The following is a 23,969-nucleotide window of genomic DNA, read 5'->3' on the forward strand; positions in this document are numbered from 1 at the left end:
TAAGCCGCCTGCACACTGTTATTAAGTTATTTGTCGTGGTTTTTTCAGCCACCGCTGGCTGGCTGCAAAGGCACCAATAATGAGCAGCGCGCCGAGGGTGGGGATAAGATAGCCATCCACCTGAGGAATGGTGCGTAAAAACACAAAGGCTACGGCGGCGGGGGCCACAAAGCGCACCAGAAACCGCCAGAATTTAAACCAAGTGACGCTGCTGCCCAGTTCCTTCATCACTTCGCTCTGGGTTAGCGCCCAACCGGCGAATAGGGCTATCAGCAGGCCGCCCACCGGCATAAATATATTGGTGAGTAGCTCGATAAACTCAAACGCACTGCGCCCAAACAGGCTATGGAAAATCGTCCCCTCGGCCCACATATTGAAGCTAACCACCGTCAACAGACCCATTGCCCAGGCGGCAATCACCATAATGGTAACGGCCTGTGGGCGGGTCATGTCGAAACGCTCCACCAGGAACGCCGCGACGGGCTCGATCAACGAAATAGAGGAACTGATAGCTGCGCCGAGAACCAGAATAAAGAACACCCCGCCCACCAAAGCGCCAAACGGCATTTCGGCAAACGCCAGCGGAAGGGTAACAAACATTAGCCCAGGGCCTTGCCCGGTTTCCAGACCGGCGCCAAACACCAGAGCAAAAATGGCCAGGCCCGCCACCATCGCCACGGCGGTATCGACGATGGCAACAGCAAAGGCGGTGCGGGTTAGTGAGACCTCGCTGGGCATGTAGGCGCCGTAAGCCATAATTGCCCCCATCCCCAGGCTAAGGGTGAAGAATGATTGGCCCATGGCCTGCAGCCAGCCTTCAAGGCTGAGGTCGGCGATATTAAAGGTAAACAGGAAGCTGGCAGCGGCACCTATATCGCCATTCACTACGCCGTAGGCCAGCACTACCAATAGAATCACAAACAGCGCGGGCATCATAATGCGCAGGCCTGATTCGATGCCTTTATGAATCCCCATGCCGACAATCAGCGCGGACGCGGCAATGAAAAGGGTGTGATAGAGCGTCATTAGGCCAGGGGCGGCCAGTAGTGCGTCAAAGCCAGTGCTAATGGTCTGAGCGTCGGCACCGACCAGTGAGCCGGTCAGCATCAGCCAAGTGTAGTGAATCGCCCAGCCGGCAATCACCGAATAGAAGCTTAAAATCAAAAACGCCGAGGCAGCGCCCAGCCAGCCGATCGTTTCCCAGGCCCGAGAGGTGCCATGGGTTTTGGTCAGGTGCCGCATACCCATAATCGGGCTCTGGCGGCTGGTGCGACCCAGCATGATCTCGGCAATCAGAATCGGTATGCCAACGGCGAAGATCGTCAGTGCGTAAACCAATATAAAGGCACCGCCACCGTTTTCACCGGTGAGGTAGGGGAAGCGCCATAGATTGCCCAAACCGACGGCGGAACCAACGGCGGCGAGAAGAAAAGTGCCTTTATGCGTCCAGACGTTATGACCGCTCATGGGTAAGAGTGTCCGTGTTTGGGCGTCAGGATGGGGGTAAGTATCCAAACACCTGTATGAATGTAGCGATGTCAGCGTGCCTTGGACGCGCTGAATTTAGCGTCACTGTGCGATAGAACGCGGCACCTTTCCAGCGTATTAGCGTTTAGGCTGCGTTTAGGGAAGTATCTTGGCAGCTATTGAGCGGTCATGAAGTGTGGCAACAAGGCATAAAAAAACCCGCTTTCGCGGGTTTTTGGGTACTGACTGCTTGGAACGGATTACTTCTTGCTGTAACGCTTACGCTCGGTTTCTTTCAGCAGCTTTTTGCGCAGGCGAATGTGCGCCGGCGTGACTTCGACGAGCTCGTCAGAGTCGAGGAACTCGATGGCCTGCTCCAGGGAGAACTTAACCGGCGGGGTTAAGACGATGTTTTCATCGTTACCGGTGGAGCGCATGTTGTCGAGCTTCTTGCCTTTGGTGGGGTTAACCACCATGTCGTTAGCGCGGTTGTTGATACCGATCAGCATGCCTTCGTAAACTTCCGTGGCGTGATCGATAATCAGCTTGCCGCGCTCTTGCAGCGCATACAGCGCATAGGCAAGGGCTTTACCGTCGACCATCGAAACCAACACGCCGTTGCGACGCTCGATAGAGGCTTCAGGCTTCAGCGGGCCGTAGTGATCAAAGCGGCTGGTCAGGATGCCGGTGCCCGAAGTCAGGGTCAGAAACTGGCCACGGAAACCGATCAAGCCGCGGGCAGGAATGATGAAGTCCAGGCGAACCCGTCCTTTACCGTCCGGCAGCATGTTGGTCATCTCACCTTTACGGTAGCCCAGCTCTTCCATGATCGAGCCTTGGTGCTGCTCTTCACAGTCGATGATGACCTCTTCGTAGGGCTCCTGCTTCTCACCGTCGATCTCTTTGATGATGACTTCAGGGCGGCCTACGGCCAGCTCAAAGCCTTCACGGCGCATGGTTTCGATCAGCACCGAGAGGTGCAGCTCGCCACGGCCAGAAACCTTGAACTTCTCAGGGGTTTCGCCCTGCTCAACGCGCAGGGCCACGTTGTGAATCAGCTCTTGATCAAGGCGATCCTTGATGTTGCGGCTGGTCACAAACTTACCGTCTTTACCGGCGAACGGTGAATCGTTGACCTGGAAGGTCATTGAAACGGTCGGTTCGTCGACGGACAGTGGCGGCAGCGCTTCGACCTTGGCCGGATCGCATAGCGTATCCGAAATCGACAGATCGTCGATGCCAGTAACACAGACGATGTCGCCCGCGGTGGCTTCGTTGGTCTGCACGCGCTCAAGGCCCATATGGGTCATGACCTGACCGATTTTGCCCTTACGCACATTGCCGTCAACGCCGATGATCGACACCTGCTGGTTCGGTTTCACCGCGCCACGCTTGATGCGACCCAGGCCGATAACGCCTACATAGCTGTTGTAATCCAGCGCAGAGATCTGCATCTGGAAGGGGCCGTCAAGCTCAACCTTCGGCGGCTCGACGATATCGACGATGGCCTGGAACATGGGATCCATGTTGTCCGCCAGCTCTTCAGGATCCATACCGGCAATGCCGTTTAGGGCAGAGCAGTAGATGATTGGGAAATCGAGCTGTTCGTCAGACGCACCGAGGTTGTCGAACAGGTCAAAAATCTGGTCGATAACCCAGTCAGGGCGTGCGCCGGGACGGTCAATTTTGTTGACCACCACGATCGGCTTCAGGCCTTGGGCGAATGCTTTCTGGGTCACAAAGCGGGTTTGCGGCATCGGGCCATCAACGGCGTCTACTAGCAGTAGCACCGAATCGACCATTGACATGACGCGCTCAACCTCGCCGCCGAAATCGGCGTGCCCAGGCGTATCCACGATGTTGATGTGGTAGTCGTTACCTTGGCTGTCTTGCCATTGAATGGCCGTATTCTTGGCCAAAATGGTAATGCCACGCTCTTTTTCCTGATCGTTTGAGTCCATGATGCGCTCTTGACCTTCTGCTTTACGGTCAAGGGTGCCGGACTGGCTCAGGAGCTTGTCGACCAGTGTGGTTTTACCATGGTCAACGTGGGCTATGATCGCGACGTTGCGCAGGTTATTAACCGCGCTGGAGTTTTGCTGGTTTTGCATGCTGAGAGAGAACTCTTGTGAACACCCGTTCGTCCACGGGTCGGAAAATGCGGGTCGCAAGGGCTGGCAATTTGCCGACCATCTTGGCTCAGGGCTTGCGTCCAATAGCCATTCTACCATGTCGAAGGCTTCGCTGATATTACTGCCTCTCATATCAACCTTGGTCTAGGAATGTTTTCGCCATGAACCTCCATCCGCTAGACTAGCGCTTTTCCCACTGGGGCAGGAGCATGACCATCGGCAACCTGATGCGTTTGTTAAGCGATGGCGAGGTTCACTCTGGCGAGCAGCTGGGTGAAGCGCTGGGTATTTCTCGTGCGGCGGTGTGGAAACAGTTAAAAAAACTGGAAGCACTAGGGGTGGAGGTAGTGGCGGTGAAAGGCCGTGGCTACCAGCTATCCCAGCGCCTGGAGCCCTTGGAGGGCGCCAAAATCGTGGAGCGGCTGCCCGCACAGGCGCGCCACCACCTTGCGCGCCTGTTTGTTGAGGACCAGTTACCCTCCAGCAATGAGTATCTGCGCCAACGCTTTGAGCAGGGCGCCGGGCATGGCGAAGTGTGCCTGGTTGAGCTGCAAACGGCGGGACGTGGGCGCCGTGGTCGTGTCTGGTCGACGCCCTGGGGTCAGAGCTTAATGCTATCGCTGGGCTGGCGCTTTGAGTCGGGTATTGCGGTGCTGGAGGGCTTGAGCTTGGCGGTAGGCGTTGTCGTTGCCCAAGTGCTTGAGCAGCATGGTGTGGCGCCGAAGCTTAAGTGGCCTAACGATATCCTGCTCTCCGAGCAGGGTGATGGCCCAGGCGACGAGTTAGGCAAGCTGGCCGGTATTCTTATCGAAGTGACCGGGGATGCCGCAGGCCCCTGCGAAGTCGTCATTGGTATGGGCATGAATCTTTGGCTGCCCGCTGCCCAGCGGGCAGCCATCGACCAACCTGTTGCGGCGCTTTTCGAGCGACTGCCGGATATCTCGCGTAATCAGTTGGCCTCAGACGTAATGTCGGGCCTGCTGGCGATGCTGGCTAACTTTGAACAACATGGCTTTGCCGCCTGGCGGGATGCGTGGAATCAGCGTCACGCCTATGCGGGGCTGCCGATTAGAGTGATTCAAGGACAGCAGACCAGCGATGCGATTGCCGGAGAAGTGGATGAGAGTGGTAACCTCTGGGTTGCCGAAAATGGTCACTCGCGACGCCTAGCCGGCGGTGAGATCAGCGTGCGCAGGCGTTTATGATTCTGGATCTGGATATCGGCAACACGCTGTCTAAATGGCGGCTCAAGGATGCCGAGAGTAGCGAGATACGTTCCCGCGGGGCTGTGTGGACCCGGGAGGAGTGGCGCCCAGGGGCTGATATTCCCGACCTGGACGTGGTCGAGGCGGTGCGTATATCAAGCGTTGCCAGGGCAGCCGTGCTGGAAGAGACGGTCGCCTTGTTGCGCCGCCGGGTGCGTCATGTGCACGTGGCGCACTCAACCCATGAGGCACTAGGCGTGGTTAATGGCTACGAAGAGCCGGGGCGTTTAGGTGTCGATCGTTGGATGGGGGCGCTGGCGGGCTATCAGCTAGCAGGCGGTTGCTGTGCGGTGGATTGTGGCAGCGCGATTACTATCGACTTTGTGCTGCCAGGCGGCCAGCACCTGGGCGGCTTTATTATCCCCGGTCTTCGCCTGATGAAAGAGAGCCTGAAGCTGGGTACTCGCAATGTGGCCATCGACCCTGAAAGTGAGGCCGATGAGTTGCTGGAGCCAGGACGACGCACCGTTGATGCGGTTAATCATGGTATTTATATGGCCGCCGTCAGTGCCATTAACCGCATTTATAGCGAAGTGTGCGATCAAGAGGGTGTGGCGCTGCCAATGCTGTTGACGGGGGGCGATGCGCGCGTTGTCTCACGGGGAGTGCAGGTGCCTCATGCGGTGTGGCCGGATATGGTTTATGGCGGCTTAGAGGCGTGCTTTCCGATGACTTTCGCCGAGCGTGCGGGCAAAATGTCGGGTGCGCCGCGGGTGCCTGAGCCGGTAGCGCTAGAAAAGATTCGCGCGGCACTTGCATTCTCCATGCTGCTTTGACAGAATGCAGCGCGTTCCAAGGCAGGCAGAAGATGCACTGGCATCGCAAGCTACGATAAATTAAGTAAATATCTAGCTTGACACTGTTTTGGAGGCTGGCATAATGTGCCGCCACAGTTGGAGAGGTTCCCGAGTGGCCAAAGGGAGCAGACTGTAAATCTGCCGCGAAAGCTTCGAAGGTTCGAATCCTTCCCTCTCCACCAAGTTTATCAGGCGCTGAACTGTTCAGTGTTTGGGAATGAAAAGCCGGTAAGCGGGCGTTAGCTACTGTTTCTCGTGCAGCGGATTGTCATTCTATAGGCAAGTTCGGCGGGCGTAGTTCAATGGTAGAACCTCAGCCTTCCAAGCTGATGGTGCGGGTTCGATTCCCGCCGCCCGCTCCAGTTGATGTGTTTAGCTCATGTAGCTCAGGGGTAGAGCACACCCTTGGTAAGGGTGAGGTCGACGGTTCAATTCCGTCCATGAGCTCCATATTGCAGATCAAGCGAGCGAAGCTCGCTTTTTTTGTCTCTGCGTTTGGGTGGGTTTTTGTGACGCTTGAGCGTAAAGAAGGGGTTGTCAGGTGTGGGATTCTCCGCTACCATGGCGCCCGCTGTTGTATAGGCGGTCGAAAAGACGCTTATTAACAGAAGTAAGAAGCAAAAAGTAGATAGACGTTAGAAAGTCTAGAAAGTACGAAGATAGAAAGTCAGTACGACGATACAGGCCAGTAGCTCAATTGGCAGAGCAGCGGTCTCCAAAACCGCAGGTTGGGGGTTCGATTCCCTCCTGGCCTGCCAACCTTCCCCAGGTTGGTATGTCTTTTTCCAAAATTCTTTTATCGTTCGCCGCACCCTGAGGAGTCTCGTTTTTATGAAGCCTGGTTCTGTAAAACATGGCGCCGAGGTGCAACAGACGCGCCATGACGGGCTCAAGTGGGCGGCGGTCGTAGCGCTGCTTGTCGTTGCTGTTGTTGGTAATACCTATTTCGCCGATATTGGCCTGCTCTACCGCGTGCTTGGTGTGGTGGTGTTGTGTGTGATTGCGGGTTTGATCGCGCTAACCACTACCAAGGGTCGTGATTTAGTAGAGCTTGCCAGAAGCGCCAAGAAAGAGATTCAGCGCGTTGTATGGCCGACCCGAGCCGAAACCATTCAAACCACGGCCATTGTGCTAGTGGCCGTTTTGGTGGTGGGGCTAATGCTGTGGTTGATCGACACTCTTCTTGGCTGGGCGATGTCCGGCGTCATTGGTTAGGAGTATTCATGTCCAAACGTTGGTACGTCGTTCACGCTTATTCTGGCTTTGAAAAGCATGTCATGCGCTCATTGATTGAGCGTGTGAAGATGTATGGTATGGAAGATCGCTTTGGCGAAATTCTGGTGCCGACCGAAGAAGTTGTCGAAATGCGTGACGGCAAGCGGCGCAAGAGCGAGCGCAAATTTTATCCCGGCTACGTGCTAGTCGAGATGGAAATGGCCGACGAAACATGGCACCTCGTCAATGAGACGCCGCGTGTTATGGGCTTTATTGGCGGAACAAAAGAGAAGCCAGCGCCAATCACTTCTCGCGAAGCAGATGCCATTTTGCTGCGCGTTAAAGACGGCACTGATAAGCCGCGGCCTAAGACGATGTTTGAGCCGGGCCAATCAGTGCGTGTTGTCGACGGGCCGTTTGCCGATTTCAACGGTGTTGTCGAAGAAGTTAATTATGAAAAGAGTCGTCTGCATGTCAGCGTGCTGATCTTCGGGCGCTCTACACCTGTTGAGTTAGAGTTCTCTCAAGTTGAGAAAGAGTAACGGGTGAGTAGTAAATAGTCAGTAAGCGGTAAGTTTTAATTCGTGTGAAATGGCTGGTTCAGCTGTTTCACTGGTACCGGGGAGCCTTCGGGCGCTATTACCCAACTGGAGTGTTAAAGATGGCCAAGAAAGTACAGGCTTATATCAAACTGCAGGTTGCTGCAGGTAAAGCCAATCCAAGTCCGCCGGTAGGCCCTGCGCTGGGTCAGCACGGCGTGAACATCATGGAATTCTGTAAGGCGTTCAACGCTGCGACTCAAGAAATTGAGCCGGGCCTGCCGACGCCAGTCGTGATCACCGTCTACTCTGACCGTAGCTTCACGTTCGTCACCAAGACGCCGCCTGCTGCCGTGCTGCTGAAAAAAGCCGCTGGCATCAAGTCTGGTTCTGGTGAGCCGAACAAGAAGAAGGTCGGCACCGTAACGCGTGAACAGCTTGAAGAGATCGCCAAGGCTAAAGAGCCTGATTTGACGGCTGCGAATCTCGATGCCGCTGTACGCACCATTGCTGGCAGCGCTCGCAGCATGGGCCTAAACGTGGAGGGTCTCTGATCATGGCTAAACTGTCTAAGCGTGCGAAAATCATTCGCGAAAAAGTAGACACTACTAAAGCCTACTCTATTGAAGAAGCGGTAGCGCTGCTCTCTGAGCTGTCTACAGTTAAATTCAAAGAGTCTGTTGATGTTGCCATCAACCTGGGCGTTGATCCACGCAAATCCGACCAGGTTGTGCGTGGCGCTACCGTCATGCCTAACGGTACCGGTAAAGACGTACGCGTTGCAGTCTTCACCCAGGGTGCCAATGTCGATGCCGCTAAAGAAGCCGGCGCCGACATCGTGGGTATGGACGACTTGGCTGAGCAAGTGAAAAAAGGCGTGATGGATTTTGACGTCGTTATCGCTTCGCCAGACGCCATGCGCGTTGTGGGTCAGTTGGGTCAGATTCTAGGTCCGCGTGGCCTGATGCCTAACCCGAAAGTTGGCACCGTAACGCCCGATGTGGCGACAGCGGTCAAGAATGCCAAAGCGGGTCAGGTGCGTTTCCGTACCGACAAAAACGGCATCATCCACACTACCCTGGGTAAAGTGGATTTTGACGCCGCAGCAATTAACGGCAATCTGGAAGCACTGGTTGCTGACCTGAAGCGCCTCAAACCGAGCGCCTCTAAAGGTATTTACTTCAAAAAAATGACCCTGTCTACTACTATGGGCCCGGGTTTAACAATCGATCACTCTGCTTTCGCGTAAGCGAGTAATCGTTGGTTTTTTTGTAAGAACCGAGCAAGAACTTTGCGGTCCCCCGTTTGGTGGCTATCACTGGCCGGGGCATCGTCAAAGACCGCAGGTGCCGCGCTTGATAAGTACGCAAGTACTTACAAGGGCGGCTTAATTGCCCTATAAGCGCCTGCGCAGATGGTGTGGCCGCCAGTTGGTTAAGCTTAAGACGGCTTTCTGGTGAGCACCATCCCCAAGGCTTCCCGCTTTGCAGCGCTTTTAGCACAGCAGAGTGGGGAGAGATGGTAACCACCGGAACCTTCCTGGGTTCCGGCACGAAGGAGTGATCACTGTGCCACTAGCACTTGAAGGCAAGAAAGCGATTGTTGCCGAGGTCAGTGAAGCGGCCAAGGGCGCACTCTCCGTCGTAGTTGCTGATTCTCGCGGCGTTACGGTTGGTAAAATGACCGATCTGCGCAAGCAGGCGCGTGAGAATGGTGTAGAGCTGCGTGTTGTACGTAATACGCTGGCTCGCCGCGCTCTCGAGGGCACTCAGTGGGAGTGCTTGAACGATAGCTTCGTTGGTCCTACGTTGTTGGCCTTCTCTACTGATCATCCGGGCGCTGCCGCTCGTCTGTTCAAAGAGTTTGCTAAAGCGGACAAGAACTTCGAAGTAAAAGCGTTGGCCTACGAAGGTGAGCTGATTCCGGCTGCTGACATCGACCGTCTGGCAACCCTACCGACTCACGACGAAGCAATTGCCAAGTTGATGTCGGTAATGAAAGAAGCCTCCGCTGGTAAGCTGGTTCGTACTCTGGCCGCTCTGCGCGACCAGAAGCAAGAAGCTGCATAAGCAGTTCTTCTTGCAGGTGGCGTAAACGGTTTAACCAGGGCGCTGCCTGAACCGAGCAATGAATCCTGAGTCCTCGGCTGACCGAGACTCCCGCAAAGTTAGGAATGAAACAATGGCACTGTCTAAAGACGATATCATCAATGCTGTAGCCGACATGACCGTAATGGAAGTTGTCGAGCTGATCGAAGCAATGGAAGAGAAATTCGGCGTTTCTGCTGCCGCTGCCGTAATGGCTGGTCCGGCTGCTGGCGGCGAAGTAGCTGAAGAACAGACTGAGTTTGACGTAGTTCTGACCGCTGCTGGCGACAAGAAAGTTAACGTGATCAAAGCAGTACGTGAGATCACTGGCCTTGGCTTGAAAGAAGCTAAAGGTGCTGTTGACGGCGCTCCGGCGACCATCAAAGAAGGTCTGTCTAAAGACGACGCTGAAGCAGCTAAAGCCAAGCTGGAAGAAGCGGGCGCAACCGTCGAGCTCAAGTAAGCCTTGTGCGGACGGCTTTACGCGCTGCGTGAGCTTCCACGGCTGGCGGCGGGATTTCCCGCTGCCGGCCTTTTTCTGTTGTAGCTGATGTTGGACAGTCGATGATATTGAACAACAGCAGTGCTGCTCATTGAGAGCAGCCACGACAGAAACGTAACAGCGTTATTGAAGATGGCGTTATTGAAGATAGTGTTATCGACGACTGAGTTATCGAACTAGATTTTCGACGGCGAGCTACCGATTTAGGAGCTTGCTGTCTGCGTCTGACGAAGCCCGCCGGGCAGCGATGACCACGCATCGGTCACCCATGGTGAACAAGCTGGGGAATACAGATGGCTTACTCATATACTGAGAAAAAACGCATCCGCAAGGATTTCGGCAAACTGCCCCAAGTGATGGATGTGCCTTACTTGCTGGCGATCCAGCTTGATTCCTATTACGACTTCCTCCAGCAAGATCGTTCGCCCGACGAGCGTCACGAGGTCGGTCTGCACGCGGCATTCAAGTCCGTGTTTCCGATTGAGAGCTTCTCCGGCAATGCAGCGCTTGAGTATGTCAGCTACCGCTTCGGTACGCCGGCGTTCGATGTTAAGGAGTGCCAGCTGCGCGGCGTGACTTACTCCGCCCCGCTGCGCGTCAAGGTTCGCTTGATCATCTATGATCGCGACTCCTCGAACAAAGCAATTAAAGATATTAAAGAGCAAGAAGTCTACATGGGGGAAATCCCCCTGATGACTGAGAACGGTACCTTTGTTATCAACGGTACTGAGCGGGTTATCGTCTCCCAGCTCCACCGCTCGCCCGGTGTGTTCTTCGATCACGACAAAGGTAAGAGCCACTCTTCCGGCAAGCTGCTCTATTCAGCTCGCGTGATTCCTTATCGTGGCTCCTGGTTAGACTTCGAGTTTGACCCCAAGGATAACGTTTTCGTACGTATTGACCGTCGCCGCAAGCTGCCGGCCTCGGTACTGATGCGTGCGCTGGGGATGAACACCGAAGAGATCCTGGCCGAGTTCTTTGAAACCAGCGTCTTCCACATTGAGAAATCCGGTTTCTATGTTGAGTTGGTTCCGTCGCGCCTGCGCGGCGAGACAGCTACTTTCGACATCAAGGATGGCGAAGGCAATGTGATCGTTGAAGAGGGGCGTCGGATTACCCAGAAGCACATTCGTCAGCTTGAAAAAGCCGGCCTTGAGCGTCTGGACGTGCCGATGGAGTACCTGTTCGGCAAAACGCTGGCTAAAGATCAAATCGACTCCAAAACAGGCGAGCTGATCTGCCCGTGTAATACCGAGATCACTCCCGAGGTGCTTGAGCGCATGGCCCAGGGTGGCATTACCTTGGTGGAAACGCTCTACACCAATGATCTCGACTGCGGTTCATTCATTTCCGACACCTTGAAGCTGGATGCTACTAATTCCGCGCTTGAAGCGTTAGTCGAAATTTACCGCATGATGCGTCCCGGCGAACCGCCCACCAAAGAGTCTGCCGAGACGCTGTTTAACAACCTGTTCTTCTCTGAGGACCGCTACGACCTGTCTGGCGTTGGCCGCATGAAGTTCAACCGTCGCCTGCGTCGTGATACTGACACGGGCTCCGGCGTACTGGATCGCAAAGACATTCTTGATGTGCTGCGCGAGCTGATCAGTATCCGTAACGGCTTCGGTGACGTTGACGATATCGATCACCTGGGTAACCGCCGTATTCGCTGTGTGGGCGAGATGGCAGAGAACCAGTTCCGCGTAGGCCTGGTGCGTGTAGAGCGCGCCGTGAAAGAGCGTCTTTCCATGGCGGAAAGCGAAGGCCTGATGCCCCAAGACTTGATCAACGCCAAGCCGGTCGCGGCGGCGGTGAAGGAGTTCTTCGGTTCCAGCCAGCTTTCGCAGTTTATGGATCAGAACAACCCGCTTTCTGAGGTTACCCACAAGCGTCGTGTGTCGGCACTCGGCCCCGGTGGTTTGACCCGTGAGCGTGCTGGCTTCGAAGTACGTGACGTTCACGCCACGCACTACGGGCGTCTATGCCCGATCGAAACGCCAGAAGGCCCGAACATCGGTCTGATTAACTCGCTGGCCACTTACAGCCACACTAACAGCTACGGTTTCCTCGAAACGCCGTACCGTAAAGTGGTTGATCGTCAGTTGACCGACGACATCGTTCACCTCTCGGCGATCGAAGAGGGCGATTTCGTTATCGCCCAGGCATCAGCAGCGGTAGATGAGTCCAACAAGTTAAGTGATGACCTGGTTCAGGTTCGTCACCGCGGTGAAACGACCTTTATGCGTCCTGAGCAAGTGACGCTAATGGACGTGTCGCCACGTCAGGTTGTATCAGTCGCAGCGGCATTGATTCCGTTCCTGGAGCACGATGACGCCAACCGCGCCTTGATGGGTTCTAACATGCAGCGTCAGGCGGTACCGACCCTGCGTGCCGATAAGCCGCTGGTAGGTACCGGCATGGAGCGCTTTGTTGCCCGTGACTCCGGCGTCTGTGCGGTGGCCAATCGCGGCGGCGTGATTGATTCCGTCGATGCGCGTCGTGTGGTGGTACGGGTTAATGAAGATGAAATCATCGGCGGTGAAGCCGGCGTTGATATCTACAACCTGACCAAGTACACCCGCTCGAACCAGAACACCTGTATGAACCAGCGCCCCATCGTGCGGCCTGGCGACAGCGTGGCACGTGGCGATATTCTCGCTGACGGCCCGTCGGTGGATATGGGCGACCTGGCGCTGGGCCAGAACATGCGCATCGCGTTTATGCCCTGGAACGGTTACAACTTCGAGGACTCCATCCTGCTTTCCGAGCGGGTCGTTCAAGAAGACCGTTTCACCACGATCCACATTCAGGAACTGACCTGTGTGTCCCGCGACACCAAGTTGGGCTCGGAAGAAATTACCTCCGATATCCCTAACGTGGGCGAGTCTGCGCTCTCCAAGCTGGATGAAGCGGGCGTTGTCTACATCGGTGCCGAAGTCGGCCCGGGCGATATTCTGGTCGGTAAAGTAACGCCGAAGGGTGAAACCCAGCTGACGCCTGAAGAGAAGCTGCTACGTGCCATCTTCGGCGAGAAAGCGTCTGACGTTAAAGACACTTCCCTGCGTGCCCCGACAGGCATGAAAGGTACGGTCATCGACGTTCAGGTGTTTACTCGTGACGGCGTTGAGAAAGATTCACGCGCCCTGTCGATCGAGCGCACTCAGCTTGACGAAGTTCGTAAGGATCTCCAAGAGACTTACCGTATCGCCGAAGACGCCACTTTTGAGCGTCTAAAGCGTACCCTTGACGGTCAGGCTGTTAACGGCGGCCCGAACCTCAAGAAAGGTGACGTGCTCGACGAGGCATACCTGGATGAATTGCCGCGTCAGCAGTGGTTCAAACTGCGCATGCAGGATGAGTCCTACAACGAGCTGCTGGCACAGGCCGACGAACAGCTGGAAACCCGTCGTAAAGAGATGGACGAGCGCTTTGAAGATAAGAAGCGCAAGCTGACCCAGGGCGACGATCTCGCACCGGGCGTGCTAAAAATCGTCAAAGTCTATATGGCGGTTAAGCGTCGCATCCAGCCGGGTGACAAGATGGCCGGTCGTCACGGTAACAAAGGTGTTATCTCGGCGATTATGCCCATTGAAGACATGCCGTTTGATGAAAAGGGCGAGCCGGTCGACGTGGTGCTGAACCCGCTGGGCGTACCGTCGCGGATGAACGTCGGTCAGATTTTGGAAACCCACCTGGGTATGGCGGCACGTGGCTTGGGCGTCAAGATCGAAGCCATGCTGCGCGACGCACGTGGACAGCAAGTGGCCGAGATCCGTGATTTCCTGGGTCAGATCTACAATACGCAAGGTACGCGCGTTGAAGATCTCGACTCCCTGACGGATGACGAGATCATCGCCCTGGCGAAGAACCTCAAAGGTGGTGTGCCTATGGCCACGCCGGTGTTTGACGGTGCCAAAGAGCACGAAATCAAGCACCTGCTGAAGCTGGCGGACATCCCCGAGTCGGGTCAGATGGCCCTGTTCGATGGCCGTACCGGTGATGCTTTTGACCGTCCGGTCACCGTTGGCTACATGTACATGCTGAAGCTTAACCACTTGGTAGACGACAAGATGCATGCGCGTTCTACTGGTTCTTACTCGCTGGTTACCCAGCAGCCCTTGGGTGGTAAGGCGCAATTCGGTGGTCAGCGCTTCGGTGAGATGGAAGTGTGGGCGCTGGAAGCTTACGGCGCTGCATACACGCTACAAGAGATGCTCACCGTCAAGTCGGACGACGTCGAAGGCCGCACCAAGATGTACAAAAACATCGTGGATGGCGACCACACCATGCAGGCAGGCATGCCGGAATCCTTCAACGTACTCGTGAAGGAAATCCGCTCGCTGGGCATCGATATCGAGTTAGAGAGCTAGGAGCCGTCCCATGAAAGATTTGGTGAAAGTACTCAAATCGCAGTCTCAGTCCGAAGAGTTTGACGCGATCAAGATTACCCTGGCGTCGCCGGACATGATTCGCTCCTGGTCGTTTGGCGAGGTGAAGAAGCCTGAGACCATCAACTACCGTACCTTTAAACCGGAGCGGGATGGGCTGTTCTGCGCCAAGATTTTTGGCCCGGTTAAGGATTACGAGTGCCTGTGCGGCAAGTATAAGCGCATGAAGCACCGCGGTATCATCTGCGAAAAGTGTGGCGTAGAAGTGACCAAAGCCGCCGTGCGCCGTGAGCGCATGGGGCACATCGAGCTCGCTTCTCCGGTGGCACACATTTGGTTTTTGAAGTCACTGCCGTCGCGTATCGGCATGTTCCTCGATATGACCCTGCGTGATATCGAGCGCGTGCTGTATTTCGAAAGCTTTGTCGTTATCGATCCAGGTATGACCACGCTGGAGCGTGGTCAGCTGATGAACGACGAGCAGTACTTTGAAGCACTGGAAGAGTTCGGTGATGACTTCGACGCCCGCATGGGTGCCGAAGCCGTTCAGGAGCTGCTCAAAGATATTGATCTGGAAGAAGAGATTAACCACCTGCGCGAAGAGATTCCGCAGACTAACTCCGAAACCAAGATCAAGAAGCTCTCCAAGCGCCTCAAGCTGCTTGAAGCCTTCTACCACTCCGGTAACGCGCCGGCGTGGATGGTCATGGAAGTGCTGCCCGTGCTGCCACCGGATCTGCGTCCGCTGGTACCGCTGGACGGTGGCCGTTTCGCGACCTCCGATCTCAACGACCTTTACCGTCGTGTGATCAACCGTAACAACCGCCTGAAGCGTCTGCTCGATCTCAATGCGCCGGACATTATTGTGCGCAACGAGAAGCGTATGCTGCAGGAAGCCGTCGATGCACTGCTCGACAATGGTCGTCGTGGCCGCGCGATCACGGGCTCTAACAAGCGCCCGCTGAAATCGCTCGCCGACATGATCAAAGGTAAGCAGGGTCGTTTCCGTCAGAACCTGCTGGGTAAGCGCGTCGACTACTCGGGCCGCTCGGTAATTACCGTTGGTCCGACCCTGCGTCTGCACCAGTGTGGTCTGCCCAAGAAAATGGCGCTTGAGCTGTTCAAGCCGTTTATCTACTCCAAGCTGCAGTCGCTGGGCTATGCCTCCACGATCAAAGCTGCCAAGAAGATGGTCGAGCGCGAGCTGCCGGAAGTGTGGGACATCCTTGCCGATGTTATCCGCGAGCACCCGGTACTGCTTAACCGCGCCCCCACGCTTCACCGTCTGGGTATCCAGGCATTTGAGCCGCTGCTGATCGAAGGTAAAGCGATTCAGCTGCACCCGCTGGTATGTGCCGCCTACAACGCCGACTTTGACGGTGACCAGATGGCGGTACACGTGCCGCTGACCCTGGAAGCCCAGCTCGAAGCGCGTGCGCTGATGATGGCCACCAACAACGTGCTTTCGCCCGCTAACGGCGAGCCGATCATCGTGCCGTCCCAGGACGTTGTACTGGGTCTTTACTACATGACCCGCGAAAAGATCAACGCCAAAGGCGAGGGTATGGTGTTCTCTGACCTCAACGAGGTAGAGCGCGCTTTCGGTACCCAGTCAGTATCGCTGCACGCCCGGGTCAAAGTGCGTCTGGACGAAATCGATATCGAAGAAGAGAGCGGCGAGCGTAGCTTCCACCGCCGTATTTACGATACGACGGTAGGCCGTGCACTGCTGTTCCGCATTCTGCCCGAAGGTGTGCCTTTCGAGCTGATCGACCAGCCGATGAAGAAGAAGGCGATCTCTAGCCTGATCAACGAAGTTTATCGTCGTGCCGGCCTCAAGCCGACCGTCATTTTCGCTGACCAGCTGATGTATACCGGTTTCCGTCTCGCGACCTGGTCCGGCGCCTCAATCGGTGTTAACGACTTCGTTATCCCCGAAGCAAAAACTGAAATCGTTGATGCAGCGGAAGCCGAAGTTAAAGAGATCGAAGACCAGTTCTCTTCTGGCCTAGTAACAGCGGGTGAGAAGTACAACAAGGTTATCGATATCTGGTCCAAGGCCAACGATAAAGTCGCCAAGGCGATGATGGTGGGTATCTCTAAAGAGACCGTCATCGATCGTGATGGCAACGAAGTTGAGCAGGACTCGTTCAACAGCGTCTTCATCATGGCCGACTCCGGTGCCCGTGGTAGTGCTGCCCAGATCCGTCAGTTGGCGGGTATGCGTGGTCTGATGGCCAAGCCGGATGGCTCGATCATCGAAACACCGATCGTCGCCAACTTCCGTGAAGGTCTGAACGTACTGCAGTACTTCATCTCGACCCACGGTGCACGTAAAGGTCTTGCGGATACGGCGTTGAAAACCGCCAACTCCGGTTACCTGACGCGTCGCTTGGTAGACGTAGCGCAAGACCTGGTCATCACCGAAGTCGACTGTGGCACCGAAAATGGCTTGACCCTGCACCCGATCATCGAAGGCGGCGACATTATCGTACCGCTTTCCCAGCGCGTGCTGGGTCGTGTGGTTGCTCAGGATGTGGTTCACCCTGGCAGCGGTGAAGTCTTGATCGCGAAAGGAACCTTACTCGACGAGAAATGGTGTGCCGAGCTCGACACCATGGGTGTAGACGAGATCATCGTTCGCTCTACGATTACCTGTGAGACCGCACACGGCGTGTGTGCCTCCTGTTACGGCCGTGACTTGGCCCGTGGCCATCAGGTCAACATCGGTGAAGCCGTCGGCGTTATCGCCGCACAGTCCATCGGTGAGCCGGGTACCCAGCTGACCATGCGTACCTTCCACATCGGTGGTGCGGCATCGCGTTCGTCTGCTGTGGATAGCGTACAAGTGAAGCACGGCGGTAAGGTTCGTCTGCACAACATCAAGCATGTAGAGCGTGCCGACGGTAAGCTGGTGGTGGTATCTCGCTCCAGCGCCCTGGCCGTTGCTGACGACCATGGCCGTGAGCGTGAGTACTATAAGCTCCCTTACGGTGCTGAGCTTTCTGTACGCGACGGCGACGTGGTCGACGCTGGTGCGACAGTGGCCAAATGGGATCCGCACACCCACCCGATCGTTGCCGAAGTAGAAGGTAAGGCGCAGTTCATTGATCTCGACGAGGGTGTCACCATGCACCGCAGCGTCGATGAGATGACCGGCCTCTCCTCTATCGAGGTGATCGAGTCTGCAGCACGTCCCATGGCCGGTCGTGACAAGCGCCCGATGGTCATGCTGCAAGACAGCTCGGGCGAGTACGTCTCTGTATCGGGCTCCAACACCCCGGTTCAGTACCTGCTTCCGGGCAACTCGATTATTTCGGTCGACGATGGTGTGACGATCGGGGTGGGTGAAGTGGTTGCCCGTATCCCGGTAGAAGCCTCGGCGAACAAAGACATCACCGGTGGTCTGCCGCGGGTTGCTGACTTGTTCGAAGCGCGTAAGCCGAAAGAGTCCTCGATCCTGGCCGAGATCAGCGGTGTGATCAGCTTCGGTAAAGAGACCAAAGGTAAGCGTCGTCTGACCATTACCCCGGAATCTGGCGATCCGTTTGAAGCGCTGATTCCGAAATGGCGTCAAATTGCCGTCTTCGAAGGCGAAACCGTCGAGAAGGGCGAGGTGATTTCCGATGGGCCGAGCAATCCGCACGATATCCTGCGCTTGCTGGGTGTTGAGGAACTCGCCAAGTACATCACTGCCGAAGTACAGGACGTTTATCGTCTGCAGGGCGTAGGCATCAACGACAAGCACATCGAAGTCATTGTGCGTCAGATGCTGCGTAAGGTAGAGATTACTGATTCGGGCGATTCTGACTTCATCACGGGCGACCAGGCTGAACTGGTTCGCGTGCTGGAACAGAACGAACGTCTTGAAAAAGAGAAGAAATTCCCGGCCAAGTATCAGCGTATGCTGCTGGGTATCACCAAGGCCAGCCTGGCCACCGAGTCGTTCATTTCCGCGGCCTCCTTCCAGGAGACAACCCGCGTACTGACCGAAGCAGCGGTGACTGGCAAGCGCGATTACTTGCGCGGCCTGAAAGAAAACGTGGTGGTTGGTCGCCTGATACCGGCCGGTACAGGCTTGACTCACCACGCAGAACGTCGTCGCAAGCGCGAAGACGTTGAGCAACTGTTCAATCCTTCGGCTACCGAAGTCGAACAGGAGCTGGGTGCACAGTTGACCGCTCTCGATTCTGACGACGAGCTGTAGATTTGGCGCCTAAAGCAGTAGGTAACATGAGTAAGTAAAACGAATAGCTGACCTGAAAAAGTGTCACCTTGCCGGTAAAACCGCCGGCAAGGCTTGACGCGACCTAGGGTCAGCCTTTAGAATGCGCAGCCTTTAACAGTGGGGTGGGTGCGCCCGCATCCGCTGCCCGCATTTGTTAAAAGGCAAGGCAACCATTGGAGTCAGCTAAACACCATGGCAACGATTAATCAGCTAGTGCGCAAGCCGCGCAAGCGCCCCGTCACAAAAAGTGACGTGCCAGCGCTGCAGGCCTGTCCGCAAAAACGCGGCGTTTGTACGCGCGTTTACACCACCACCCCGAAGAAGCCTAACTCGGCTCTGCGTAAGGTTTGCCGTGTGCGCCTTACCAACGGCTTTGAAGTGTCTTCTTATATCGGTGGTGAAGGTCACAACCTTCAAGAACACTCTGTCGTTTTGATTCGCGGCGGTCGTGTAAAGGATTTGCCAGGTGTGCGTTATCACACCGTTCGTGGCGCCCTTGACACCTCTGGCGTTCAAAATCGTCGTCAGGGTCGTTCTAAATACGGTACTAAGCGTCCTAAGTCCTAAGTTTTAAGTCCTAGGGCTAGGTCAGCTGTGCAGCGTCGCCCCGTCAAAAGGGCATGCTGAGTAACGATTTTCACGAATTTGACGGTCTGATAAGAGTAAGGTCGGGCTGCACTTGTGGTACTTGAATATCGTACGCAGGTTGCATGAGTTCCGGGTTTACCTGAAAGATCCTTAATTGAGGGCTTATCATGCCTAGAAGAAGAGTAGTAGCTAAACGCGAGATTCTGCCGGATCCTAAGTTCGGAAGTGAGCGTCTGGCGAAGTTCATGAACCACCTGATGGTCAGCGGCAAGAAGTCCATAGCTGAGCGTATCGTCTACGGTGCGTTGGACAAGGTTGCCGAGCGTAGTAAAGAAGATCCGCTGGAGATCTTCGACAAAGCGCTGGAAGCCATCCAGCCGATGGTCGAAGTGAAGTCGCGCCGCGTTGGTGGTGCGACCTATCAGGTGCCGGTTGAAGTACGTCCGTCTCGCCGTCAAGCGCTGGCAATGCGCTGGCTGGTAGACGCGGCGCGTCGTCGCGGTGAGAAAACCATGGTTCAGCGTCTGGCGGGTGAAATGCTGGATGCCGCTGAAGGTAAAGGTTCTGCCGTTAAGAAGCGCGAAGACGTGCATCGCATGGCAGAAGCCAACAAGGCCTTCTCGCACTACCGTTTTTAAGGTCGGCGTTTTTAAGGTCAGCGTTTCTAAAATCGGCGTTTCTTTGTACGGCGTTTTTAAGTATGGCTTTCTGGTTTATATATGCACGTTGTTCAGCATGGTGGAATGTTTGCTGAGTCGCGTTGTTGCAATTCAAAAGTTGCAACACTCAGCCGCTACCATGACGCAGTGGTAGCGGCGGCCGCATAAACCTCGCTTGCATACGCCGCTAAATTAACGAGCATCGCCAACAAACGGGAGTTTCACCGTGGCACGCAAGACTCCACTAAATCGCTACCGTAATATCGGTATCGTCGCTCACGTCGACGCGGGTAAAACCACGACGACTGAGCGTGTACTGTTCTACACCGGCCTCTCCCACAAAGTGGGCGAAGTACACGACGGTGCTGCGACCATGGACTGGATGGAGCAGGAGCAGGAGCGTGGTATCACTATCACCTCAGCTGCAACTACCTGTTTCTGGCAGGGCATGAACAAGCAGTTCCCTGAGCACCGTATCAATATTATCGACACCCCGGGGCACGTTGACTTCACCATTGAAGTTGAACGTTCTCTGCGCGTACTCGATGGTGCGGTTGTTGTACTGTGTGGTTCTTCCGGCGTTCAGCCGCAGACCGAAACAGTATGGCGCCAAGCCAACAAGTACGAAGTTCCGCGCATGGTTTTCGTCAATAAGATGGACCGTACCGGCGCTGACTTCTTCATGGTTGTCGAGCAGTTGAAAGAGCGTTTGGGTGCCAAAGCTGTGCCAATCCAGATTAACTGGGGCACGGAAGAGGACTTTAAAGGCGTTATTGATCTGATTCAGATGAAGGCTATCCTGTGGGACGAGGAAAGCCTGGGTATGAATTATGACCTCGCGGACATTCCTGCTGAGCTACAAGAAACAGCAGAAAAGTACCGCGAAGAGATGGTCGAAGCTGCTGCCGAAGGCTCTGACGAGCTGATGGAAAAGTACCTTGAAGGCGGTGAGCTATCGGTTGAAGAGATCAAGGCCGGTCTGCGTGCGCGCACCCTGGCTAACGATATCGTTCTGGTTACCTGTGGTTCTGCCTTTAAGAACAAAGGCGTTCAAGCAGTGCTGGATGGCGTTATCGAATACATGCCTTCGCCGACGGAAGTTAAGGCGATCGAAGGTGAGCTCGACGATAAAGACGGCACCGTTGATACCCGTGAAGCTGATGACAGTGCGCCGTTTGCGGCCCTGGCGTTTAAGATCGCCACTGACCCCTTCGTTGGTACGCTGACCTTTATTCGCGTCTACTCGGGTGTTCTTAAATCTGGTGACGGTGTCTATAACTCCGTTAAGCAGAAGAAAGAGCGCGTTGGCCGTATCGTTCAGATGCACGCCAATTCCCGTGAAGAGATCAAAGAAGTTCTGGCGGGCGACATCGCTGCTTGTATCGGTCTGAAAGACGTCACCACGGGTGATACCCTGTGCGACATCGATAACAAGATCGTTCTCGAGCGCATGGAGTTCCCGGATCCGGTTATCTCGGTTGCTGTAGAGCCTAAATCTAAGGCAGACCAAGAGAAGATGGGTGTTGCGTTGGGCAAGCTTGCTCAAGAAGACCCTTCCTTCCAGGTCAAAACCGACGAAGAAACCGGCCAGACGATTATTTCTGGCATGGGTGAGCTTCACCTGGATATCCTCGTTGACCGTATGCGTCGCGAGTTTAAGGTTGAAGCCAATATCGGTAAGCCTCAGGTTGCCTATCGCGAAACGATTCGCGGCAGCATTGAGCAAGAAGGCAAGTTCGTACGTCAGTCCGGTGGTCGTGGTCAGTATGGTCACGTATGGCTGCGTATCGAGCCGCTGACAGCAGAAGAGAAGGGTGAAGGCGAAGACGAACTGTTCTTCAAGTTCAACTCTGAGATCGTGGGTGGTGCGGTTCCCAAGGAATACGTTCCCGCGGTTGAGAAGGGTGCTTTTGAGCAGCTCAAAAACGGCGTCATCGCGGGTTACCCGATGATCGACGTTAAAGTAACGCTGTTTGATGGCTCCTTCCACGACGTAGACTCCAACGAGACTGCGTTTAAGATTGCTTCTTCTATGGCAGTAAAAGAAGGTGCCAGGAAGGCCAAGGCCGTGCTGCTGGAGCCGGTGATGAAGGTCGAAATCGTGACCCCCGAAGAATTTATGGGTGACGTCATGGGTGACCTGAGCCGTCGTCGCGGCCTGGTGCAGGGTATGGATGACTCCTCTTCTGGTAAAGTCATTCGTGCGACGGTGCCACTGGGCGAGATGTTCGGTTATGCAACCGATCTGCGCTCACAAACCCAGGGCCGTGCGAGCTACTCTATGGAGTTCTCGAAGTACGACGAGGCGCCCTCCAGCGTCGTTGAAGCCGTCATCAATCAAAACGGTTAACCGTTAGCTAACGTAAAGAGGTTATAGCAGTGGCTAAGGAAAAATTTGAACGTTCCAAACCGCACGTCAACGTCGGCACCATTGGTCACGTCGACCACGGTAAAACGACTCTGACGGCGGCCCTGACCCGCGTGTCTGCTGAGGTTTTCGGCGGCGACTGGCGTGAGTTTGATACCATCGATAACGCTCCTGAAGAGCGTGAGCGCGGTATCACAATCGCTACTTCCCACGTGGAATACCAGTCTGAAGATCGCCACTACGCGCACGTTGACTGCCCGGGACACGCTGACTACGTCAAGAACATGATCACCGGTGCTGCGCAGATGGACGGCGCTATCCTGGTATGTTCTGCCGCAGACGGCCCGATGCCGCAAACTCGCGAGCACATCCTGCTGTCTCGTCAGGTTGGCGTACCGTTCATCGTTGTGTTCCTGAACAAAGCGGACATGGTCGATGATGAAGAGCTGCTCGAGCTGGTAGAAATGGAAGTTCGCGAACTTCTAGACCAGTACGACTTCCCGGGTGACGACACGCCGATCATCACTGGCTCTGCGCTGATGGCGCTGAACGGTGAAGATGACAAGGGCATGGGTACGACTGCCGTCGCTAATTTGATCAAAGCTCTGGATGCTTACATCCCTGAGCCGGAGCGTGCCATCGACCAGCCGTTCCTGATGCCGATCGAAGACGTGTTCTCTATCTCTGGCCGCGGTACTGTTGTTACCGGTCGTGTAGAGCGCGGTATCGTCAAAGCGGGCGAAGAAGTGGAAATCGTGGGTATCCGCGATACCACCAAAACGATCGTTACCGGTGTTGAAATGTTCCGTAAACTGCTCGACGAAGGTCGTGCTGGTGAGAACGTTGGCGCCCTGCTGCGTGGTACTAAGCGTGATGACGTCGAGCGTGGCCAAGTACTGGCCAAGCCGGGCACCATCAACCCGCACACTACCTTCGAAGCAGAAGTTTACGTACTGTCCAAAGAAGAGGGTGGTCGTCACACGCCTTTCTTCAAGGGCTACCGTCCGCAGTTCTACTTCCGTACCACCGACGTAACTGGTACCTGTGAACTGCCGGAAGGCGTTGAAATGGTCATGCCGGGTGACAACGTTCAGATGGTTGTTACCTTGATCGCCCCGATCGCAATGGACGAAGGCTTGCGCTTCGCTATTCGTGAAGGCGGCCGTACTGTCGGTGCTGGCGTTGTGGCCAAAATCGTCAAGTAAGCAGCATGCTTGAATGATGAAGGGGGCTCTGATGAGCCCCCTTTTCTGCGCACCAACAGCAAATGTTTGACATGGGCTTTTGGCGTGCCTATAATGCGCATCCTTTGAATGCGTGGGTAGACGGCTCGCGCCGTCGACATCCATTGGAGTTTAGGGCAAATGCAGAACCAAAAGATTCGCATTCGGTTGAAAGCTTTCGACCATCGCCTGATCGACCAGTCTACAGCGGAGATTGTTGAAACCGCTAAACGTACTGGTGCTCAGGTTCGTGGTCCGATTCCGCTGCCGACCAACCGCGAGCGTTACACCATTCTGATCTCACCGCACGTCAACAAAGATGCGCGTGACCAGTATGAGATTCGTACGCACAAGCGTGTGCTCGACATTGTTGAGCCGACTGAAAAAACTGTTGATGCTTTGATGAAGCTTGATCTCGCCGCAGGCGTTGACGTGCAAATCAAACTCAACTAATTACACTAGTCACTTGCGGCCCAGCGCTCATCGTTCTTTGTAAAGAGCTAGCATGAGC

18 protein-coding genes and 4 tRNA genes are annotated in these 23,969 nt (G+C 55.3%); 19 read left to right on the forward strand and 3 right to left on the reverse strand.

Going from position 1 to position 23,969, the window contains the following annotated elements:
- Positions 1–21 precede the first annotated feature (21 nt).
- Both ACW17M_RS20195 and typA read right to left on the reverse strand, forming a co-directional pair.
- Complete coding sequence (locus ACW17M_RS20195) at positions 22–1,467, reverse strand: sodium-dependent transporter (protein WP_039860221.1); 1,446 nt, start codon at positions 1,465–1,467, stop codon at positions 22–24.
- Between the two features lie 260 nt (positions 1,468–1,727).
- Positions 1,728–3,578 carry a translational GTPase TypA gene (typA, locus tag ACW17M_RS20200; RefSeq protein WP_027958794.1) on the reverse strand — a complete coding sequence of 617 codons (1,851 nt, stop codon included), beginning with the start codon at positions 3,576–3,578 and terminating at the stop codon, positions 1,728–1,730.
- Positions 3,579–3,808: 230 nt separating this feature from the next.
- Between typA and ACW17M_RS20205 the strand changes: the two genes are divergently transcribed.
- From ACW17M_RS20205 to rpsG, 16 genes are all read left to right on the forward strand, one after another.
- Positions 3,809–4,804, forward strand: a complete 996-nt coding sequence (locus tag ACW17M_RS20205; protein WP_457548011.1) for a biotin--[acetyl-CoA-carboxylase] ligase — start codon at positions 3,809–3,811, stop codon at positions 4,802–4,804.
- Entirely contained in the window at positions 4,801–5,640 is an 840-nt protein-coding gene (locus ACW17M_RS20210) for a type III pantothenate kinase (RefSeq protein ID WP_009288152.1), read from the forward strand. Before ACW17M_RS20205 ends, ACW17M_RS20210 begins: the two co-directional genes overlap by 4 nt.
- Positions 5,641–5,759: 119 nt before the next feature.
- Positions 5,760–5,843: transfer RNA gene (locus ACW17M_RS20215), tRNA-Tyr, on the forward strand.
- A gap of 106 nt (positions 5,844–5,949) precedes the next feature.
- Positions 5,950–6,023: transfer RNA gene (locus ACW17M_RS20220), tRNA-Gly, on the forward strand.
- Between the two features lie 13 nt (positions 6,024–6,036).
- Positions 6,037–6,111: transfer RNA gene (locus ACW17M_RS20225), tRNA-Thr, on the forward strand.
- A 232-nt stretch (positions 6,112–6,343) separates the two neighbouring features.
- Positions 6,344–6,419, forward strand: a tRNA-Trp gene (locus ACW17M_RS20230).
- 73 nt (positions 6,420–6,492) lie between these two features.
- The gene (gene secE / locus ACW17M_RS20235; protein ID WP_008959179.1) at positions 6,493–6,876 is read left to right on the forward strand and encodes a preprotein translocase subunit SecE; all 384 of its coding nucleotides are present in this window, start codon (positions 6,493–6,495) and stop codon (positions 6,874–6,876) included.
- An 8-nt stretch (positions 6,877–6,884) separates the two neighbouring features.
- Complete coding sequence (nusG, locus tag ACW17M_RS20240; RefSeq protein ID WP_008959178.1) at positions 6,885–7,418, forward strand: transcription termination/antitermination protein NusG; 534 nt, start codon at positions 6,885–6,887, stop codon at positions 7,416–7,418.
- 119 nt (positions 7,419–7,537) lie between these two features.
- Positions 7,538–7,969: a 50S ribosomal protein L11 gene (gene rplK, locus ACW17M_RS20245; protein ID WP_027958795.1), complete on the forward strand. Its 432-nt coding sequence runs from the start codon at positions 7,538–7,540 to the stop codon at positions 7,967–7,969.
- Positions 7,970–7,971: 2 nt separating this feature from the next.
- Complete coding sequence (gene rplA, locus ACW17M_RS20250; protein WP_457548012.1) at positions 7,972–8,664, forward strand: 50S ribosomal protein L1; 693 nt, start codon at positions 7,972–7,974, stop codon at positions 8,662–8,664.
- 319 nt (positions 8,665–8,983) lie between these two features.
- Positions 8,984–9,484, forward strand: a complete 501-nt coding sequence (rplJ, locus tag ACW17M_RS20255; protein WP_022520871.1) for a 50S ribosomal protein L10 — start codon at positions 8,984–8,986, stop codon at positions 9,482–9,484.
- Positions 9,485–9,596: 112 nt separating this feature from the next.
- Positions 9,597–9,965, forward strand: coding sequence for a 50S ribosomal protein L7/L12 (gene rplL, locus ACW17M_RS20260; RefSeq protein WP_022520870.1), 369 nt, complete (start codon positions 9,597–9,599; stop codon positions 9,963–9,965).
- Positions 9,966–10,297: 332 nt separating this feature from the next.
- Positions 10,298–14,374 carry a DNA-directed RNA polymerase subunit beta gene (gene rpoB / locus ACW17M_RS20265; RefSeq protein WP_022520869.1) on the forward strand — a complete coding sequence of 1,359 codons (4,077 nt, stop codon included), beginning with the start codon at positions 10,298–10,300 and terminating at the stop codon, positions 14,372–14,374.
- A 10-nt stretch (positions 14,375–14,384) separates the two neighbouring features.
- Positions 14,385–18,599: a DNA-directed RNA polymerase subunit beta' gene (gene rpoC, locus ACW17M_RS20270; protein WP_009288147.1), complete on the forward strand. Its 4,215-nt coding sequence runs from the start codon at positions 14,385–14,387 to the stop codon at positions 18,597–18,599.
- Positions 18,600–18,812: 213 nt separating this feature from the next.
- Positions 18,813–19,187: a 30S ribosomal protein S12 gene (gene rpsL, locus ACW17M_RS20275; protein ID WP_008959173.1), complete on the forward strand. Its 375-nt coding sequence runs from the start codon at positions 18,813–18,815 to the stop codon at positions 19,185–19,187.
- A 188-nt stretch (positions 19,188–19,375) separates the two neighbouring features.
- The gene (gene rpsG / locus ACW17M_RS20280) at positions 19,376–19,846 is read left to right on the forward strand and encodes a 30S ribosomal protein S7 (protein ID WP_009288145.1); all 471 of its coding nucleotides are present in this window, start codon (positions 19,376–19,378) and stop codon (positions 19,844–19,846) included.
- On the opposite strand, the gene ACW17M_RS20285 is transcribed toward rpsG, so the two are convergent.
- Positions 19,779–19,994, reverse strand: a complete 216-nt coding sequence (locus ACW17M_RS20285) for a pentapeptide repeat-containing protein (protein WP_081742684.1) — start codon at positions 19,992–19,994, stop codon at positions 19,779–19,781. The genes rpsG and ACW17M_RS20285 overlap by 68 nt on opposite strands.
- Positions 19,995–20,093: 99 nt before the next feature.
- Here ACW17M_RS20285 and fusA point away from each other — a divergent pair, with 99 nt between their 5' ends.
- The 3 genes from fusA (at position 20,094) to rpsJ (ending at position 23,911) form a co-directional block, all read left to right on the forward strand.
- A complete protein-coding gene (gene fusA, locus ACW17M_RS20290; protein ID WP_009288144.1) occupies positions 20,094–22,217 on the forward strand; it encodes an elongation factor G in 2,124 nt (707 codons plus the stop codon).
- 29 nt (positions 22,218–22,246) lie between these two features.
- The gene (gene tuf, locus ACW17M_RS20295; RefSeq protein ID WP_009288143.1) at positions 22,247–23,440 is read left to right on the forward strand and encodes an elongation factor Tu; all 1,194 of its coding nucleotides are present in this window, start codon (positions 22,247–22,249) and stop codon (positions 23,438–23,440) included.
- Between the two features lie 159 nt (positions 23,441–23,599).
- Positions 23,600–23,911 (forward strand): 30S ribosomal protein S10, encoded by a 312-nt coding sequence (rpsJ, locus tag ACW17M_RS20300; protein ID WP_007112007.1) that lies wholly within the window; start codon positions 23,600–23,602, stop codon positions 23,909–23,911.
- Positions 23,912–23,969: the final 58 nt, after the last annotated feature.

The sequence above is a fragment of the Vreelandella sp. 2A-K22 genome, assembly GCF_054065485.1.

Excerpts from the sequence above, each read along its gene's own strand:
- ACW17M_RS20195 (WP_039860221.1), bottom strand. The coding sequence starts at position 1,467 with ATGAGCGGTCATAACGTCTGGACGCATAAAGGCACTTTTCTTCTCGCC.
- typA (WP_027958794.1), bottom strand. The coding sequence starts at position 3,578 with ATGCAAAACCAGCAAAACTCCAGCGCGGTTAATAACCTGCGCAACGTC.
- ACW17M_RS20205 (WP_457548011.1), top strand. The coding sequence starts at position 3,809 with ATGACCATCGGCAACCTGATGCGTTTGTTAAGCGATGGCGAGGTTCAC.
- ACW17M_RS20210 (WP_009288152.1), top strand. The coding sequence starts at position 4,801 with ATGATTCTGGATCTGGATATCGGCAACACGCTGTCTAAATGGCGGCTC.
- secE (WP_008959179.1), top strand. The coding sequence starts at position 6,493 with ATGAAGCCTGGTTCTGTAAAACATGGCGCCGAGGTGCAACAGACGCGC.
- nusG (WP_008959178.1), top strand. The coding sequence starts at position 6,885 with ATGTCCAAACGTTGGTACGTCGTTCACGCTTATTCTGGCTTTGAAAAG.
- rplK (WP_027958795.1), top strand. The coding sequence starts at position 7,538 with ATGGCCAAGAAAGTACAGGCTTATATCAAACTGCAGGTTGCTGCAGGT.
- rplA (WP_457548012.1), top strand. The coding sequence starts at position 7,972 with ATGGCTAAACTGTCTAAGCGTGCGAAAATCATTCGCGAAAAAGTAGAC.
- rplL (WP_022520870.1), top strand. The coding sequence starts at position 9,597 with ATGGCACTGTCTAAAGACGATATCATCAATGCTGTAGCCGACATGACC.
- rpoB (WP_022520869.1), top strand. The coding sequence starts at position 10,298 with ATGGCTTACTCATATACTGAGAAAAAACGCATCCGCAAGGATTTCGGC.
- rpoC (WP_009288147.1), top strand. The coding sequence starts at position 14,385 with ATGAAAGATTTGGTGAAAGTACTCAAATCGCAGTCTCAGTCCGAAGAG.
- rpsL (WP_008959173.1), top strand. The coding sequence starts at position 18,813 with ATGGCAACGATTAATCAGCTAGTGCGCAAGCCGCGCAAGCGCCCCGTC.
- rpsG (WP_009288145.1), top strand. The coding sequence starts at position 19,376 with ATGCCTAGAAGAAGAGTAGTAGCTAAACGCGAGATTCTGCCGGATCCT.
- rpsJ (WP_007112007.1), top strand. The coding sequence starts at position 23,600 with ATGCAGAACCAAAAGATTCGCATTCGGTTGAAAGCTTTCGACCATCGC.